At 64.4% G+C, this 17140-nt stretch carries 17 protein-coding genes; 9 read left to right on the top strand and 8 right to left on the bottom strand.

What is annotated here, in order from left to right; translation table 11 throughout:
• Nucleotides 1–13: 13 nt before the first annotated feature.
• Complete coding sequence (locus Q4G24_RS04035) at nucleotides 14–394, bottom strand: glutathione S-transferase family protein (protein ID WP_303365220.1); 381 nt, start codon at nucleotides 392–394, stop codon at nucleotides 14–16.
• On the opposite strand from Q4G24_RS04035, the gene Q4G24_RS04030 reads away from it, so the two are divergent.
• On the top strand, nucleotides 393–1142 hold the full coding sequence (locus Q4G24_RS04030) for a helix-turn-helix transcriptional regulator (RefSeq protein WP_368660921.1): 750 nt from the start codon (nucleotides 393–395) through the stop codon (nucleotides 1140–1142). The two genes, Q4G24_RS04035 and Q4G24_RS04030, sit on opposite strands and share 2 nt — an antisense overlap.
• 106 nt (nucleotides 1143–1248) lie before the next feature.
• Here Q4G24_RS04030 and trpE read toward each other — a convergent pair whose 3' ends face one another.
• From trpE to Q4G24_RS04010, 4 genes are read right to left on the bottom strand one after another with little or no spacing between them, the layout of a single operon-like run.
• The gene (gene trpE / locus Q4G24_RS04025; RefSeq protein WP_303365219.1) at nucleotides 1249–2763 is read right to left on the bottom strand and encodes an anthranilate synthase component I; all 1515 of its coding nucleotides are present in this window, start codon (nucleotides 2761–2763) and stop codon (nucleotides 1249–1251) included.
• A complete protein-coding gene (locus Q4G24_RS04020; protein ID WP_303365218.1) occupies nucleotides 2763–4733 on the bottom strand; it encodes a SurA N-terminal domain-containing protein in 1971 nt (656 codons plus the stop codon). The genes trpE and Q4G24_RS04020 overlap by 1 nt, the downstream gene beginning before the upstream one ends.
• A gap of 36 nt (nucleotides 4734–4769) precedes the next feature.
• The gene (locus tag Q4G24_RS04015; RefSeq protein ID WP_303365217.1) at nucleotides 4770–5978 is read right to left on the bottom strand and encodes an aminotransferase; all 1209 of its coding nucleotides are present in this window, start codon (nucleotides 5976–5978) and stop codon (nucleotides 4770–4772) included.
• 12 nt (nucleotides 5979–5990) lie between these two features.
• Nucleotides 5991–6668: a hypothetical protein gene (locus Q4G24_RS04010; protein WP_303365216.1), complete on the bottom strand. Its 678-nt coding sequence runs from the start codon at nucleotides 6666–6668 to the stop codon at nucleotides 5991–5993.
• 112 nt (nucleotides 6669–6780) lie between these two features.
• On the opposite strand from Q4G24_RS04010, the gene Q4G24_RS04005 reads away from it, so the two are divergent.
• The 6 genes from Q4G24_RS04005 to lexA all read left to right on the top strand — a co-directional run bounded on the left by Q4G24_RS04005 (nucleotide 6781) and on the right by lexA (nucleotide 11617).
• Entirely contained in the window at nucleotides 6781–7377 is a 597-nt protein-coding gene (locus Q4G24_RS04005) for an aminodeoxychorismate/anthranilate synthase component II (protein ID WP_303365215.1), read from the top strand.
• Nucleotides 7374–8393: an anthranilate phosphoribosyltransferase gene (gene trpD / locus Q4G24_RS04000; RefSeq protein WP_303365214.1), complete on the top strand. Its 1020-nt coding sequence runs from the start codon at nucleotides 7374–7376 to the stop codon at nucleotides 8391–8393. The genes Q4G24_RS04005 and trpD overlap by 4 nt, the downstream gene beginning before the upstream one ends.
• Before the next feature lies 1 nt (nucleotide 8394).
• Entirely contained in the window at nucleotides 8395–9183 is a 789-nt protein-coding gene (gene trpC / locus Q4G24_RS03995; RefSeq protein ID WP_303365213.1) for an indole-3-glycerol phosphate synthase TrpC, read from the top strand.
• The gene (gene moaC / locus Q4G24_RS03990) at nucleotides 9180–9653 is read left to right on the top strand and encodes a cyclic pyranopterin monophosphate synthase MoaC (RefSeq protein WP_303365212.1); all 474 of its coding nucleotides are present in this window, start codon (nucleotides 9180–9182) and stop codon (nucleotides 9651–9653) included. Before trpC ends, moaC begins: the two co-directional genes overlap by 4 nt.
• Nucleotides 9650–10834, top strand: coding sequence for a gephyrin-like molybdotransferase Glp (gene glp / locus Q4G24_RS03985; RefSeq protein WP_303365211.1), 1185 nt, complete (start codon nucleotides 9650–9652; stop codon nucleotides 10832–10834). Before moaC ends, glp begins: the two co-directional genes overlap by 4 nt.
• Before the next feature lie 87 nt (nucleotides 10835–10921).
• Nucleotides 10922–11617 (top strand): transcriptional repressor LexA, encoded by a 696-nt coding sequence (gene lexA, locus Q4G24_RS03980; protein WP_303365210.1) that lies wholly within the window; start codon nucleotides 10922–10924, stop codon nucleotides 11615–11617.
• Between the two features lie 64 nt (nucleotides 11618–11681).
• Here the strand turns inward: lexA and hemC are convergent, their stop codons facing one another.
• On the bottom strand, nucleotides 11682–12626 hold the full coding sequence (gene hemC, locus Q4G24_RS03975) for a hydroxymethylbilane synthase (RefSeq protein ID WP_303365209.1): 945 nt from the start codon (nucleotides 12624–12626) through the stop codon (nucleotides 11682–11684).
• Between the two features lie 78 nt (nucleotides 12627–12704).
• On the opposite strand from hemC, the gene hemE reads away from it, so the two are divergent.
• The gene (gene hemE / locus Q4G24_RS03970) at nucleotides 12705–13733 is read left to right on the top strand and encodes a uroporphyrinogen decarboxylase (protein WP_303365208.1); all 1029 of its coding nucleotides are present in this window, start codon (nucleotides 12705–12707) and stop codon (nucleotides 13731–13733) included.
• Complete coding sequence (locus Q4G24_RS03965) at nucleotides 13733–14605, top strand: DMT family transporter (RefSeq protein WP_303365207.1); 873 nt, start codon at nucleotides 13733–13735, stop codon at nucleotides 14603–14605. Before hemE ends, Q4G24_RS03965 begins: the two co-directional genes overlap by 1 nt.
• On the opposite strand, the gene Q4G24_RS03960 is transcribed toward Q4G24_RS03965, so the two are convergent.
• Together Q4G24_RS03960 and Q4G24_RS03955 are read right to left on the bottom strand one after the other, a co-directional pair.
• Nucleotides 14602–16251 carry an FAD-binding dehydrogenase gene (locus Q4G24_RS03960; RefSeq protein WP_303365206.1) on the bottom strand — a complete coding sequence of 550 codons (1650 nt, stop codon included), beginning with the start codon at nucleotides 16249–16251 and terminating at the stop codon, nucleotides 14602–14604. The two genes, Q4G24_RS03965 and Q4G24_RS03960, sit on opposite strands and share 4 nt — an antisense overlap.
• Nucleotides 16252–16320: 69 nt before the next feature.
• Nucleotides 16321–17139 carry a metal ABC transporter permease gene (locus tag Q4G24_RS03955; RefSeq protein WP_303365205.1) on the bottom strand — a complete coding sequence of 273 codons (819 nt, stop codon included), beginning with the start codon at nucleotides 17137–17139 and terminating at the stop codon, nucleotides 16321–16323.
• Between the last annotated feature and the right edge of the window lies 1 nt (nucleotide 17140).

Genomic DNA, 17140 nt, shown 5'->3' with positions numbered 1-17140 from the left:
TGTCGTAATCGCGCTAACTGGACATGACCGCCGGATGTGAAATCCCGGTCCAGTTCAGGATCAGAACCGGCTCGAACACGCCCTGATACCAGAACAGCCATGACAGATATGCGCCGCGCTGCGGGTCGCCCGGCCCGCGCCCAAGCCCCGCATCCGGGAACATATCGGTCAGATACAAGGTAATCGCCCCCCGCTCGCGCACATGGTCCTGACCATTGGTCAGATAAGGCACCTTGCCTTCGGGATGCGGATTCGCCGGATCGCGTGCGCCCGAACCGTCCTGACGGGGGATATTGACCACTTGCACACGGACCTGATCCGCCGCGCCAAGCTGCTGCACCAGTCGCAAAACCATATCAGAGCGGCTGTTGGGTGCGTGGTAAAGCGTCAGCATGGTTGCCTCCTTGATGCTGTTCTGCGCAGATCATGGCACGATGATCCTGACAGAAAGCGGCAGTATGGCACGCCCCGATCGTTTGATGCGCCTGATGGACAGCCTGCGCCGCCTGCCCGCCCCGGTGACAGCGGCACGGCTGGCGGATGAAACCGGCGTCAGCCTGCGCCAGCTTTACCGCGACATCGCCACGTTGCGGGCAGGCGGCGCGCTGATCGACGGGGCGGCGGGCGTCGGCTATTGCCTGACAGAAGACCCTGCCCTGCCGCCGCAATCTTTTTCACAGTTGGAAATCGAGGCCCTGCGACTGGCGGTTCAAGCCCTTGCGGGCGTGGGGGATGCGGCGCTGAACCGTGCGGCACAGGATGCGCTGGCCCGGATCAGCGCAACCCTGCCGCCATCGCTGGCGCGACAGGCGTTGCACCCGGCCTTGCGGGCCTGGACTCCCGCACCGCAGCATCCCACGGTGCAGATCGACATGTCCCTGCTGCGCCGCGCCTGTTGGGAAGAACTGGCGCTGCGCATCACCTATACCGACCAGAAAGATCAGATCACCACGCGCGAGATCTGGCCGCTTGGGATCAGCTATGCCAGCCACAGCATGATGCTGCTGGCATGGTGCCGGTTGCGCGGGGATTATCGGCTGTTCCATATTGGCCGCATTTCGGCGCTGGTGCTGACCGGCGACAGTTTCCGCCCGCGCCGCGCAGGGCTGATGCGGGATTATGTGGCGCGGATCTGCGCCTGACCGGGCCATATTGCGCCTGTTGCAGCGGGATTATGGATATTTGGGTGAAGAAGAAAGGCCGCGTTGCGGGTCAGGATCGGGCGCCGGTCGTGCGGCGCCCGATTTTTCAGCCATTGCCGCGCAGGAAAGCCGCCGCACCTTCAGCGGCGCGGACGAGGGCGCGGGATTTATTGACGGTTTCCTGAAACTCGCCTTCGGGGCTGCTGTCATAGACGACACCGCCCCCCGCCTGCACATACAGCTTTTCATCCTTGATGACGCCGGTGCGCAGGGCGATGCACATATCCATCTCGCCATTCGCGGCGAAATAGCCGACCGCACCACCATAGATGCCGCGCTTTTCGGGTTCCAGCTCGTCGATGATTTCCATGGCCCGGACCTTGGGCGCACCGCTGACCGTGCCTGCGGGCAAACCGGCCAGAAGGGCGGACAGGGCGTCTTCGCCTTCGCGCAACTCACCGACCACATTGCTGACGATGTGCATGACGTGGCTGTAGCGTTCGATGATGAATTGCTCGGTCGGATGCACCGTGCCGATTTTCGCCACCCGGCCCACATCGTTGCGGCCAAGGTCCAGCAGCATCAGATGCTCGGCAAGCTCCTTCTGATCGACCAGCAGATCGGCCTCCAGCGCACGATCCTCGGCTTCATCCTTGCCGCGCGGGCGGGTGCCGGCGATGGGGCGGATCGTCACCTCTCCGTCGCGCAGACGGACAAGGATTTCCGGGCTGGCACCGACGATCTGAAAACCGCCATTATCCGCCGCCATATTCAGGAAGAACATGAAGGGCGACGGATTGGTGCGGCGCAGGCTGCGATACAGGGAAAACGGCGGCAGCGGGAAGTCCATCGTCCAGCGTTGCGAAGGCACACATTGGAAAATATCGCCCGCGCGGATGTAATCCTTGGCAGCTTCGACCGCAGCCCGATACCCTTCCGGCGTGAAATTGGAGCGGGGTTCGCCCACACGCTGATCCTGCCCCAGCGTGCGGGGTTCGGCAGGCATCCGGTCAAGGCTGCGCAGCGCCTCGGTCACGCGCTCAGCCGCCTGAGCATAGGCGGCGCGGGCGGGAATGGCGGGGTCGTGCCAGGCAGGAGCGCAGAGCGTGACCTCGCCCTTGACGCCATCCAGCACCGCCACGACCGAGGGACGCAGCAGCATCGCATCAGGCACGCCGATCGGGTCGGGGTTCACATGCGGCAGATGCTCGACCAGCCGGATCATGTCATAACCAAGATAGCCGAACAGCCCCGCCGCCACCGCCGGGATACCGTCCGGCATGGTGATCCGGCTTTCCGCGATCAGCGCCCGCAGGCTGTCCAGCGCCGGGCGATCATCGGGAATAAAGTCATCCGAGAACCGCGCCTGCCGGTTAATCCGGGCCGCATTGCTGCGACATTCCCAAATCAGGTCCGGCTTCATGCCAACGATGGAATAGCGGCCCCGGACCTCGCCGCCGGTCACGCTTTCCAGCATGAAGCTGTTAGGCGCGGCCTCGGCCAGTTTCAGCATCAGGCTGACCGGCGTATCCAGATCAGCGGCAAGGCGCATGGTGACAAGCTGGTTCTGGCCCGCTTCCCAGCCCTGACGGAAGGTTTCAAAATCAGGGGAAAGCTGCATCATTGCACCCGTTGCGCAGCAGCAGCCAGTGCCTGTGGGTTCAGACTGATCCCGGCGTCGGTCTGCGCAGCCCGCAAATAGTAATCGAACAGATCCGATTGCAGCGACTGCGACACGCGCTGTTCCAAAAGCTGCGCCACATCCGCAGCGCGTTCGCCCTCGGTATCCGCGGCATGGATGGCGTCCAGCGCCACCACGAAGACCCGGTTATCGGCATCCACGACGGCGCTGTCGCCCGCTTCTTTCAGGGCAAAGGCGCTGCTGACCAGTTCCAGCGGCTGCAAGTCGATGCTGCCGTCACGGTCCAGCGCCGCAACGCTGTGCCACTGGTTCGGATCGGGGGCCGGAATCGGCTCGACCACGGCAGCGGTGGCCGGGTCGTTCGCCGGACGGGCCGCCTCGCCGGGGGTGGCCGGGGTGCCGACGCCATTGCCGCCGGTCGCCGGGGCGGGCTGCGGCATGGTGGCGGAAACCGCGCCCAATTTCACCTCATCGGCCAAGGCCAGAAGCTGACGGTGCGTCTCGCTGCGGGTCCAGTCCTCGGTCACACGGTCGCGGATCTCGTCCAGGGGCATCGGTGCGGCAGGGATCACCTCGTCCAGACGCAGCGCGAACACCCCGCCATCGGCCAGTTCGGTCAGTTCGGGGAAATCCGAGGCCGCGATCCGGTCGGCCAGTTCACGGAATTGCGGAAAGGCGGAAATATCGTCCGGCTGCGCCTCGGCGGTGCGGTCATATTCCATCGCAGCCACGGTCATGCCGAAATCATTGCCCAAATCCTCGATGCTGGCCCCACCGGCCAGCGCATCCTCGATCTGTGCCGAACGCTCCTCGATCACCCGACGGGCGCGGTCGGCGGCGGCTTCGGCGCGCAGGTCGGTGCGGGCCTCCTCGAAACTGATGTCCACCGGGTCCAGAATCGCATTGACCGAGAACAGCGCCGGGCCAAGATTGGTCGCCAGCAGGCCGACGATACCGTTTTCGGCGGTGGCGAAAACGGTATTGCCGGCTTCGCCAAGCTGCGCCTGCGTCTGCTCGCCCAGTTCCAGATCATCCAGCGTCAGCCCACGGGCCTCGGCCAGTTGCTCCAGCGTCACCCGGCCCGCGTCCAGGTCGGCTTTTGCCTGCGCGGCGCTGGCCTCGTCCTGAAACACCAGCCGCGTAACCATCCGGCGTTCCGGCATCTGATACTGGTCAATGTTCTGCTGATACAGGTCGCGCAACGCCTGTTCGTCAATCTGCACGGTTTCGGCAAGCTGATCCGGCGACAGCCAGGCATAGGTGAGGCGCTTGCGCTCGGGCGCGGTGAAATCAGCGATATTGGCCTGATACCAGCTTTCGACCGTGGCGTCATCGGGGGTTGCGACCGGGTTGGCCAGCTGATCCGCCGTCAATTCCTGCCAGCGCAGATCACGGGTTTCCAGCGCCCATGCCTGAATCTGGCGCACCAGCGCATCAGGGGCCGGAGCGCCCGAGGTCACGGCCTGCTGAATGATCCGGCGGGCGGTGTCCATACGGACATCATTTTCAAATTGCGCGGTGCTGATCCCCTCACGACGCAGCAATTCCTGATAGGCCGAGCGGTCAAAGCGGCCGTTTAACTGAAAGGCAGGGGTGTCGCTGATCTGCTGCGCGACCTCGGCATCGCCGACGGATACGCCAAGCCGCTGCGCCTCATTTTCCAGCGTCGCGGCGGCCAGCAGGCGGGCCTGTACCATCTGCGGCAGCCCCAGCGCCTGCGCCTCGTCCGCGCTCAGCGCACGGCCAAGCTGCATCGAGACCTGCTGCGTTTCCGATTGCAGGTTACGCGTATAATCCTGCTGGCTGATCGAGACATTCCCGACCCGCGCCACATCAGACGAGGTGCTGCCGGCAAAATTCTCGATCCCGAACCCGGCAAGACCCAGAAGCAGCATCCCCATCAGCAACCAGACCAATGTGGATTTCCCATGCGTGCGCAAACTTGACATTCAGCGTCCCTGCCCGTTGTTCTTCGTTTCGATCTTCTAGGCCGCGCCGCCCGCTGCCGCAACCCGCCCGCCGGGGAATTGGGCCAGCCGCGCCGACAGTTCCGCAATTCCCGCCGGATCGACATTGGCAAAAGCGATGCGCAGATGGCGTGCGCCCTCGGGATCGCCTTCGGGCATGAACATGGTGCCGGGCAGCGCCAGCACCCCCGCCTCGCGCACCAGACGACGGCACAGATCGGGCGAGGCTTCCGCATAGGGATGCTCGACCCAGGCGAAATAGGCACCGCAGCCCTTCAGCCGCCAGCCCGGCAAGCGCGCCATGGCGCGGGTCATCGCATCGCGGCGGGCAAGGATTTCCGCCCGTTCACCGGCCAGCCAGTCTTGCAGGTTCTGCATCCCCCAAACCGCGCCGATCTGCCCAAGCTGCGAGGTCGAAATCGCCACCGTATCCAGAAACTTTTCGACCTCAATCAGCCGCGCCTCGCTGGCGACAACCGCGCCGACGCGGTGGCCGGTCAGACGATAGGCTTTGGAAAAGGAATAAAGCTGGATCAGCACATCGCCCCAATCGGGGTCCAGGAACAGGTCATGCGGTGCGCCCGCGCGGCTGTCAAAATCGCGGTAGGTCTCATCGACCACCAGCGCCAGTCCACGCGCCCGGCAGAGGTCACGGAAAGCCGCCAGCAGCGCCGCCGGATATTCCGCACCCGAAGGATTGTTCGGGCTGACCAGCACGATGGCACGGGTCCGGTCGCTGACCAATGCCGCAGCCGCCGCCACATCAGGCAGCATATCGGGACCACAATGCAACGGAACCGCGGTCACGCCCGCCATATCCAGCCACATCTTATGGTTGAAATACCACGGCACCGGGATAATCACCTCATCCCCGGCGCCGGCCAGCGTCGCCATGGCCGCACAAAACGCCTGATTGCAGCCCTGCGTGATCGCCACCTGTTCGGGGCGCAGACTGCCGCCATAAGCGCGGGACCAATCCGCCGCCACCTGTGCGCGTAGATCGGCATTACCCAGAACCGGCCCGTAAAGATGCGCCTCTGCCCGGTGCAACGCCGCATCGGCCATGGCCTGCCGCAGCCCTTCGGGCGGCGGATCGACCGGGGCGGCCTGACTGACGTTAATCAGCGGGCGTTCGGGCAGGAATGTCACACCGTCAAGCCAGCGGCGGGCCTCCATCACCGGTGGGCGAAAGGTGGCGGCAAGGGCGGGGTTCAGAGGCAAAGTCATAAGGTTTCCGGTTCAGAGGCCCTGCATCAGCTCGCGCAGATCAGGCAGGGTCGAGGGATCAAAGGCGGTGGGCGACGATACAGGTTCGGGCAGCGATGCGGCTTCGGTGTCCGTTTCGGTTTCCACCTCAACGGGCATATCCGCCTGCGCTGCGGTCAGCGACGGATTGGTTGTCGCCATCCCCTCAGCGGAAACGGCCACGCTGTCAGGGGCTTCGGGCAACGCATAGGGTATCAGCGGCGGCTCGATAATGCGGCTGATACCGTCCACGCGCAATTCAGGCGGCAGCAGCGCCGGGACAGGATCATCGGCAACCTGCACCGCAACCGCCGGCGCCTCAGGAAGCTCCGCCTGCTGCGGCAACGCCACAGGGGCATCCCCCGCCGGATCGGGCCGGGTGGGGGTATCGCTGACCACAGAAGGCAGAGGCATCGCCTCAGAAGGGGCGGCAATCACCGGCACGGCACCGGCATTGGCCTGCGGCCCCTCAGATACGGCGGGAGCGACAGGGGCCATATCCTCGCCCCGCGCGAATTGCGACCCGGCAGGCACATCCAGCGCCGGGGCCAGCCCCACGGTCGCGTCACCCACAGCCCCTTCGGGCAGCGGCATCGCCAGCGACAAAACCACCAGCCCCGCGCCACCAAGCAGCATCCCGTGCAGCCAACCCTTGCCGAATCCGGTCGCCATTCTGCCTGTTTCTCCGCATCTTCCTGCCGCGCCGGGCTTGCCCCCGGTCGCGCTTTGTCACATCTATATGCTGACAACTCACGGGGTTCACCCCCTAACTTTGCGGCCCGACATGATCCTGCTTATCGACAATTACGACAGCTTCACCTGGAACCTCGTGCATTACCTTGGCGAAGCGGGTGCGGATGTGCAGGTCCACCGCAATGACGCGCTGACAGTGGAGCAGGCGCTGGCCCTGCGGCCCGATGGCATCGTGATTTCGCCCGGCCCCTGCGACCCTGACCGCGCCGGGATCTGCCTCGAGCTGATCGCCGCGGCAGCAAAGGAACGTATCCCGCTGTTCGGCGTCTGCCTTGGGCATCAGGCCATCGGACAGGCATTCGGTGGCCGGATCGTGCGGGCTGACCGGATCATGCACGGCAAGACCGACGCCATGTATCACGACGGACAAGGCGTCTTTGCCGGGCTGCCCTCACCGCTGACCGCAACGCGCTATCACTCGCTGACCATCGCGCCCGACAGCCTGCCCAATGTGCTGACCGTCACCGCCCGCAGCGATGACGGCACCATCATGGGGGTGATGCACAATGACCTGCCCATCGAGGGCGTACAATTTCACCCCGAATCCATCGCCTCGGAACATGGTCACGCGATGATCCAGAGCTTCCTGCGCCGCTGCCGCCCCGATCAGAAAGAGACTGCCGCATGACCGACATCCGCCCGCTGATCGGCATTGCCGCCACCCGCCCGCTGACCGAATCCGAAGCCGCCGACGCTTTTGCCGCCCTGTTCGACGGTGCCGCCACCCCGGCACAGATCGGCGGGCTGCTGATGGCGCTGCGGGTGCGGGGCGAGACCGTGCAGGAAATCGCCGCTGCCGCCCGCGCCATGCGCGACCGGATGCATCGCATCACCGTGCCGGATGGGGCCATGGACATCGTTGGCACCGGCGGCGACGGCAAAGGCACGCTGAACATCTCGACCGCTGCGGCCTTTGTGGTGGCAGGTGCGGGTGTGCCGGTGGCCAAGCATGGCAACCGCAACCTGTCATCGAAATCCGGCAGCGCCGATGCGATTGCACATCTGGGCATCAACACCATGGTGCCGCCCGAGGTGGCCGAGCGGGCCGCCCGTAAGGCCGGGATCTGCTTTATGATGGCCCCCATGCACCACCCCGCGATGCGTCATGTCGGCCCTGCACGGGCAGAACTGGGGACACGGACGATCTTTAACCTGCTTGGCCCGCTGACCAATCCCGGCGGCGTGCGGCGGCAGTTGACCGGGGCGTTTTCCTCGGACTGGCTGCGGCCAATGGCAGAAACCCTGCGCGAATTGGGAACTGAAGCCGCCTGGCTGGTGCATGGCAGCGATGGCACCGACGAATTGTCGATCGCCGGCGACAGCCATGTGGTCGCGCTGAAAGACGGCACCATCACCGAATTCACCGTCAGCCCCTCGGATGCGGGCCTGCCGGTTCACCCGTTCGAGCGGCTGATCGGCGGCGACCCCGCCCATAACGCTGCCGCCCTGCGTGCCTTGCTGGCAGGGAAACAAGGCGCCTATCGTGACGCCGTGTTGCTGAACGCCGGGGCTGCGCTGCTGATCGCGGGCCGCGCCCATGATCTGCGCGACGGCGCGGCATTGGCGGCGCAATCCATTGATTCGGGTCAGGCCGCCGCCAAACTTGCGGCCCTGGCCGCCATCACCGGCCCGGCAGAGGTTTAACATGCACATTCTGGACCGTATCAAAGCCTATAAGCTGGACGAAATCGCCGCCGCCAAAACCGCCCGCCCGCTGGCCGGGGTCGAGGCCGAGGCCCGCGCCGCAGACGCCCCGCGCGGCTTTGCCAAGGCACTGGACCGCGCCGCCACAGATGGCTTCGCCCTGATTGCCGAGGTCAAGAAAGCCAGCCCTTCCAAGGGGTTGATCCGACCGGACTTTGACCCACCCATGCTGGCCCGCGCCTATCAGGCCGGGGGGGCGGCCTGCCTGTCGGTGCTGACGGACGGCCCGTCCTTTCAGGGCGCGGCCGCCTATCTGACCGCTGCCCGCGCCGCCTGCACCCTGCCCGCCTTGCGCAAGGACTTCCTTTACGACACCTATCAGGTCGCTGAAGCCCGCGCGTGGGGTGCCGATTGTATCCTGATTATCATGGCCAGCGTCGATGATGCGCTGGCCACCGAGCTTGAGGACGCCGCCCTGCATTGGGGGATGGATGCGCTGATCGAGGTCCATGACCGCGCCGAACTCGACCGCGCCCTGCGGTTGAAATCACCGCTGATCGGGGTGAACAACCGCAATCTGAAAACCTTTGACGTCACGCTGGACACCACCCGCCAGCTTGCCCCCCACATTCCCGCCGATCGCCAGCTTGTCTGCGAAAGCGGACTGTTCACCCATGCCGATTTGCAGGCCATGGCACAGGTCGGCAGCCGCCGCTTCCTGATCGGGGAAAGCCTGATGCGACAGGATGACGTGACCTCTGCCACGCTGGAGATATTAGGAAAGTCATGAGTCTCACGCATTTTGACGCGCAGGGCCATGCGCATATGGTGGACGTGTCCGACAAACCCACCACAACACGCGAGGCCACCGCACAAGCATTGGTCCTGATGACCCCCGAAACGCTGGCGCTGGCCCGTGGCGGCGCGAAAAAGGGCGACGTGATGGGCACCGCCCGGCTGGCCGGAATCATTGCCGCCAAGCGCACGGCCGATCTGATCCCGCTTTGCCATCCGCTGCCGATTTCCCGCGTGGCGGTGGATCTGACCCCCGATGACACCCTGCCCGGCATCCGCATCGAGGCAACCGTCCGCACCACCGGACAAACCGGCGTCGAGATGGAGGCCCTGACCGCCGCCAGCGTCGCCGCGCTGACCGTCTATGACATGCTGAAAGCTGCCGAAAAATCCATGCGGATCGAAGGCATCCGCCTGCTGCGCAAGACCGGCGGCAAATCCGGCGATTATGAGGCTGACGCATGATTTCGGTAACGGAAGCTCTGACCAAGGTTCTGGCGCTCGCCGCCCCGCCTGCGCCGGAAACCGTGCCGCTGCGCGACGCACTTGGCCGGGTGCTGCTGGAACCCGCGCAATCGCGCATGACTCAGCCGCCCTTTGACGCCGCGGCAATGGATGGCTACGCGCTGCGATTGACCGATGCGCCGGGGCCGTTAACCATTATCGGGGAAGCTGCGGCCGGCCATCCCTGGCAAGGCGAAGCCCGCCCCGGCACCGCCATTCGCATCTTTACCGGCGCGCCAGTCCCTGCCGGATATGACTGCGTGGCCATGCAGGAAAACTGCACGCGCGACGGCGATCTGCTGCGGATCAATACGCCCTCTAAAAATATGAACATTCGCCCAAAAGGCGCTGATTTTTCAACTGAAACCACTCTCGCACCCGGTCGCCAGCTCACCGCCGGAGACCTCGCCCTGCTGGCGGCGATGAATGTCCCGAACATCACCGTCGCCCGCCGCCCGCGCGTGGCTATTCTGGCGACCGGAGATGAGCTGGTGCCGCCCGGCACACCGCCCGGACCGGGGCAGATCATCTGCTCGAACGATCTGGCCATCGCGGCGCTGGCCGAACAGGCAGGGGCCGAGGTTAACCTTCTTGGCATCGCCCGCGACGACGCCGACGACCTGCGCGAAAAGCTGACACGAGGGGCGCAATCCGACCTGCTGGTGACGATCGGCGGGGCCTCGGTCGGAGATCACGATCTGGTGGGCGATGTGACCGCAGAGATGGGGCTGGAGCGCAGCTTCTACAAAATAGCCATGCGTCCTGGCAAACCGCTGATGGCCGGAAAACTGGCGGATTCAGCCATGCTGGGCCTGCCGGGAAACCCTGTGTCATCAATCGTCTGTGCGCTTATCTTTATGCAACCTCTGATTCGCGCCATGCAAGGGTTGACCACCCCGCCCCACCTTGGCCGCGCCCGGCTGGCCTGCGATCTGCGCCCCGAAGGGCCGCGCCAACACTACCTGCGCGCCGCCCTGTCAGATGGGCCGGACCTGCCGCAAATCACCCCTTTCGACAATCAGGATTCCGCCGGTCTCAGCACGTTGTCCCAAGCCAACGCGCTGCTGATCCGTGCTGCAAACGACCCGGCGCGCAAGGCCGGCGAGGTGATGGAATATTTGCCGCTGTGGGCTTCGGTTTAACGGTTTGTTTACCAGAATATGCTTCTTTCGTTGACGGAATGTTCTGGCTCGTTTAGAACATAAATCGAACACGGCGGGGTGCAAGCAATGCTGACGAAAAAACAGATCCAGCTTCTTGAGTTTATTCAAAAGCGCATGGCGCAGGATGGCGTTCCGCCATCTTTTGACGAAATGAAACTGGCGCTTGATTTGCGGTCGAAATCCGGGATCCATCGCCTGGTCACAGCCCTCGAAGAACGCGGTTTTATTCGCCGCCTGCCCCATCGTGCGCGGGCGCTTGAGATTATTCGCCTGCCGGATGCGCTGGCAAAACCCGGCTTTGAGGCTCGGGTGATTGACGGCGACAAGCGCGACACCCCGCCGATGCCACGGGGCGCGATGCCGGTCACGGTCGGCGCGGCGGTTGAACTGCCGGTCATGGGCCGGATTGCCGCTGGCGTCCCGATAGAGGCCATTTCAGAGATTTCGCACCACATCGCCGTTCCCGGCACCATGCTGACCCAACAGGATCAGCATTACGCGCTGGAGGTTCGCGGCGATTCGATGATCGAGGCGGGGATCAACGATGGCGACATCGTGGTGATCCGCGAATGTGACAGCGCCCAAAACGGCGATATTGTCGTTGCGCTGGTCGAGGGGCATGAGGCGACTTTGAAACGCTATCGCCGCAAAGGTGCAATGATCGCACTGGAAGCCGCGAACCCCGCCTATGAAACCCGCATCCTGCCTGACAATAAGGTGCAGGTTCAGGGCCGTCTTGTCGGCCTGATCCGCAGCTATTGATATGACAAAGCCCCGGACCTTACGACCGGGGCTTTTACAATACTTAACCAGATGTGCGGATGCGTTAACCACGCCAGTCAAAGAAGTCTTTTGGCGCCTGCGCCAACAACTCTTCGGCAAGGCTTTCTCCCATGGCCGGGCCATCTGCGATCGCGCCGCGCCGCTCGCCCGCGATACGGTCGCTGCCATCAGGACGCAGGATTTCGCCACGCAGGAACAGGCTGTCCCCCTCCAGCACCGCCAGCCCGGCGATGGGGGTTTCACACGAGCCATCCAGACGCCGCAGATAGGCGCGCTCAGCCTCGACCCGCTGCGTGGTGGGCAGGTGGCTGATTGCAGCCAGCAGGGCGGCGCTGACCTCATCTGCCGCGCGACGTTCGACCCCAATCGCGCCTTGCGCCACGGCGGGCAGCATATCCTCGACAGCCACCGGGTTTTGGGCGATCTCATCCATGCCAAGCCGCGACAGTCCGGCCATAGCCAGAAACGTCGCCTGCGCCACGCCATCGGCCAGCTTTTGCAGCCGGGTCTGGACGTTGCCGCGAAACTCGACCAGTTTCAGATCCGGGCGCTTGAATGCCAGTTGCGCCCGGCGGCGCAGGCTGGAGGAACCGACCACCGCGCCTTGCGGCAGATCGGCAATTCCCGCGAAATGCGGGCTGACAAAAGCGTCCCGCACATCCTCACGCGGCAGATAGCAGTCGATCACCAGCCCATCCGGCTGGATCACCGGCATGTCCTTCATCGAATGCACCGCAATGTCGATCTCGCCCGCCAGCAGCGCGGCTTCGATCTCACGGGTGAACAGACCCTTGCCGCCGATCTCTTTCAGCGGGCGGTCCAGAATCCGGTCGCCGGTGGTTTTGATAACCACGATTTCAAAGGCATCAGCCGGCAGGTCATGCGCCGCCATCAGCCGGTCACGGGTCTCATGGGCCTGCGCCAGCGCCAGCGCGGAACCGCGGGTGCCAATCTTCAACGGGCGGGAGGGGTCAGGAAATACGCTCATAGCGCATCCATAGTCGCGCCCCTGCGGCTTGACAACCGCCCCGTTGCAGCGTGGAAGGGGGTGGTGAAGGAGACCCCGATGACCAAGACGATCCTGCGCGCCCTTGCGGGCGAAACCCTGCCCACGCCGCCGATCTGGATGATGCGGCAAGCGGGCCGTTACCTGCCGGAATATCGCGCCACGCGGGCGCAGGCGGGGGACTTTCTGTCGCTGTGTTATACGCCTGACCTCGCGGCCGAGGTGACGCTGCAACCCATCCGGCGCTATGGCTTTGATGCCGCTATTCTTTTCGCTGACATTCTGCTTATCCCGCAGGCACTTGGGCTGGATTTATGGTTCGTCACCGGCGAAGGTCCGCGCCTGTCCACCGTGACCACGGCGGAACAAGTGGCTGGGCTGAAACCGGCTGATGCCATCCATGAAAAGCTGGCCCCAGTCTATGAAACCGTGCGGATTTTGTCGCGCGAATTGCCACGCGAAACCACGCTGATCGGCTTTGCGGGGGCACCCTGGACAGTTGCGACCTATATGGTTGCGGGGCGCGGCACCAAGGATCAGGGTCCGGCCCATGCGATGATTGCGCAGGATCGCGCGGCCTTCACGGCGCTGATCGACCGGATCACGGATGCCACCATCGCTTATCTTTCCGCACAAATCGAGGCCGGGGCCGAGGTTGTCAAGCTGTTCGATTCATGGGCCGGCAGCCTTAAAGGTCAGGATTTCAAAGACTTCGCGTTGAAACCAGCCCAGCAGATCATTGTGGCGCTGAAGGCGCGCCACCCCGGCATTCCGGTCATCGCCTTCCCGCGCGAGGCGGGGGATCATTACATCGGCTTCGCCAAGGCGACCGGGGCGGATTGCGTGGCGCTGGACAATTCTGTCAGCGCCGAATGGGCCGCCACGAATGTGCAGGTGGATGGCTGCGTTCAGGGCAATCTGGACCCGCGGCATATGGTCACGGGCGGGCAGGCGCTGGTCGATGAGACCTGGCGCATCGTGAACACGTTCCGCAAGGGGCCGCATATTTTCAACCTTGGTCACGGAATTACCCCCGACGCCAACCCCGATAACGTCGCCCTGATGATCGAAACGGTGCGCACCGCCTGATGCTCTGGATCGCCGCCACTCTGATCGCGGCGGCGGCACAAACCGGGCGCAATGCCGCGCAATCAGGGCTGGTGACGCGGCTTGGCACCATGGGCGCAACCGGGGTGCGGTTTCTGTTCGGCCTGCCTTTTGCGCTGCTGTTTCTGGCGCTGGTCGGGCTGACGATGCCACTGCCCAGGTTGACCGGCCTGTCGCTTGGCTTTGCTGCCCTCGGGGCGTTGGCGCAAATGGCCGCCACCGCCATCATGCTGGTGGCGATGCGGCAGAAGGGCTTTGCCGTCGCCACCGCCCTTATCAAAACCGAGCCGGTGATATTGGCGCTGGCCGGTGCCTTGATTCTGTCCGAACCCCTGGGCGCGGGCCGTATGGCGGCAATCTGTCTCGCCACGCTGGGGGTTCTTGTGACCTCTGGCCTTGATTTGCTGCGCAGCACCTTGGTCCCGGTTGCGACTGCGATTTTCGCGGGCGGGCTGTTCGGCCTGTCCGCAATCGGCTTTCGCGGCGCGATTCTGGCCCTGCCTGACGGTCATTTCATCGCTCGCGCGACGCTGATCCTGTCGATTTCTTTGGCCTTTCAGGCAGCGTTGACGGCAGTCTGGCTGATGCTGACCGACCGCGCCGCCTTGCGCGGCATTATCGCAGCATGGCGCGAATCGCTTGGCGCAGGCTTTTTAGGCGCTTTGGCCAGCCAGTCCTGGTTTGTGGGTTTCGCACTGACCTCGGCGGCAAATGTGCGCACGCTGGCGCTGATCGAGGTGGTTTTTGCATGGATCATCTCTGGCCGCATGTTTCATCAGCGGATCAGCCCGCAGCAATTGGCGGGTATGGGGCTGATCGTCGTCGGGGTCGGTTGGCTGTTGCTGCTGGCCTAGGCCAGTGCCGCACGCCCGGCGGCACGGCCAGAAAAGATGCAGCCACCAAGGAATGTCCCTTCCAGCGCATTATAGCCGTGATAGCCACCGCCGCCAAAGCCCGCCGCCTCGCCGCAGGCAAACAGGCCGGGAATGGCACGGCCCGCCCCATCCAACGCCTGCCCACTCAGGTCGGTTTCCAGCCCGCCCAGCGTTTTGCGGGTCAGCACATGCAGGCGCACCGCAATCAGCGGGCCGGATTTCGGGTCGAGGATAGGATGCGGACGAGCGGTGCGCATGAAGCGGTCGCCAAGATAGGCACGCGCCTGCCGGATGGCGATGATCTGCGCATCTTTGGAAAACGGGTTGTTCAGCGCCGCATCACGGGCCTCGATCTGCCCCCGCAGATGGCCCGCTGACAGCGCCCGATCGCCAATGCGGTTCATGCCCGCAACCAGATCATCCAGCCGGTCAGCGACGACAAAATCTTCGCCATGGGTCTTGAACGCCTCGACCGGGGGCGGCGCGGCGCGACCCAGACGGCTGCGCAGCAGCAGACCGATGTTCTTGCCAGTCATATCCGGGTTTTGTTCAGACCCGGACAGGGCAAACTCTTTCTTGATGATCTTTTGCGTGGTGATGAACCACGAATACGGCTGACGGTTCTGGCACAGGTGGCGCAACGTGGACAGGCTGTCAAAGCCCGGCAGGCAGGGCGCTGGCAGGCGGCTTCCATCGGCGTCGAACCACATCGAGGACGGCCCCGGCAGGATACGGATGCCGTGGTTCGGCCAGATCGGGTTCCAGTTGCGGATGCCTTCGGTGTAATGCCACATCCGGTCATTGTTGATGACCCGCGCGCCTGCGGCCTGCGCATGACCGATCATCAGCCCGTCCACATGGGCCGGCACCCCGCAAACCATGCTCTCCGGTGCCGGGCCAAGCCGCGCCGCAGGCCAGTTCTGCCGCACGAGGGCCTCATTCCCGCCAATGCCGCCGCTGGCCACGATCACCGCCCCGGCGCGGATGGCAAAATCGCGGATCACCTGCCGGTTCGAGGGCTGGCCGCGTTCGGCCGGATCATCGGCCAGAACCTCACCCTGAACGCCGGTGATGCCCCCCGCCCCGCCTGTCAGCGCCGTGACACGGTGGCGAAAGCGCAGGGCGATGCGCCCCTCGGCTTCGGCCTGCTCAATCTGGCGGATAAAGGGCGCCAGCACCCCCGGCCCGGTCCCCCAGGTCACATGAAAGCGCGGCACCGCATTACCATGCTGATGCGCAAGGCTGCCGCCGCGCTCGGCCCAGCCGACCACAGGGAACCAGCGCATCCCGAGGCCGTGCAGCCATGGCCGCATCTCTCCGGCGGCAAAATCCAGATAGGCTTCGGCCCACAGCCGGGGCCAGTGGTCTTCGGCCCGGTCAAACCCTGCCGAACCAAGCCAGTCGGTCCGCGCCAGTTCCAGACTGTCCCGAATCCGCATCCGGCACTGTTCCGGCGTATTGACCATGAATAGCCCGCCCAGCGACCAGAACGCCTGCCCGCCCAGATTGGCGCGATTTTCCTGATCCAGCAGGATCACCCGCCGCCCGCGCTGCACCGCCTCGCAGGCGGCCACCAGACCGGCCAGACCTGCGCCGATAATCACGACATCGGTTTCATCCCCCATCGTCCCCTCCCCGGACTGCTTTCGGAGATTGCAGCCCGCATCAGGCCCCCTGTCCATCAGGACGCAACGTCACGCCTGACGGGTCAGCCAGATGCGGCGGGCCAGCGTCAGAATGAACAGCCCGGTCAGGATCAGGATGATGGTCGGCGCGGGTGCACTGTCAAGGTAAAAGCTCAGCCAGACACCGGCCAGCATCGACCCCATGCAGACCGCCACCGCAACCGTCAGCATCGCGCCAAAGCGGCGCACCAGCAGAAAGGCAATCGCTCCGGGTGCGATCAGCAGGCCGACGGCCAGAATCAGCCCGGTTGCCGACAGCGTGGCCACAATGGTCAGCGACAGAATGGTTAACAAGCCATAGTGCAGCAGCCCCACCGGCAGACCCGAGGCCCACGCCTGCGCGGGATCAAAGGCGTGAAGCATCAGGTCGCGCCATTTCAGCAGCAGGGCTGCGGTCACAAACAGTGCAATCAGCCCCGCCGTCCACAGATCATCCGCGCCAACTCCCAGCATATTGCCGAACAGGATGTGATCCAGATGCACATTCGTATCCAGCCCGACATAGATCACGATCCCCAGCGCGAACATGCCGGAAAACACCACGCCCATGATCGTGTCCTGCTTGACGCGGCTGTTCTCGGTCAGCCAGCCGGTCGCCAGCGCCGTGACCATCCCCGCGCCAAAGGCTCCAAGGATCAGCGGCACACCAAGCACATAGGCCAGAATGATCCCCGGCAGCACCGCATGGCTGACAGCATCACCCATCAGCGCCCAGCCTTTGACCACCAGAAAGCAAGACAACAGCGCCGTAGGAACAGATACGATCACCGCAATCAGAAATGCATTCTGCATAAAGCCGAACTGAAACGGCAGAGTCAGCGCCTCCATC

Source organism: Paracoccus sp. (in: a-proteobacteria) (assembly GCF_030538695.1).
Lineage (GTDB): Bacteria > Pseudomonadota > Alphaproteobacteria > Rhodobacterales > Rhodobacteraceae > Paracoccus.
This window is presented reverse-complemented; position numbering and strand designations above follow the sequence as displayed.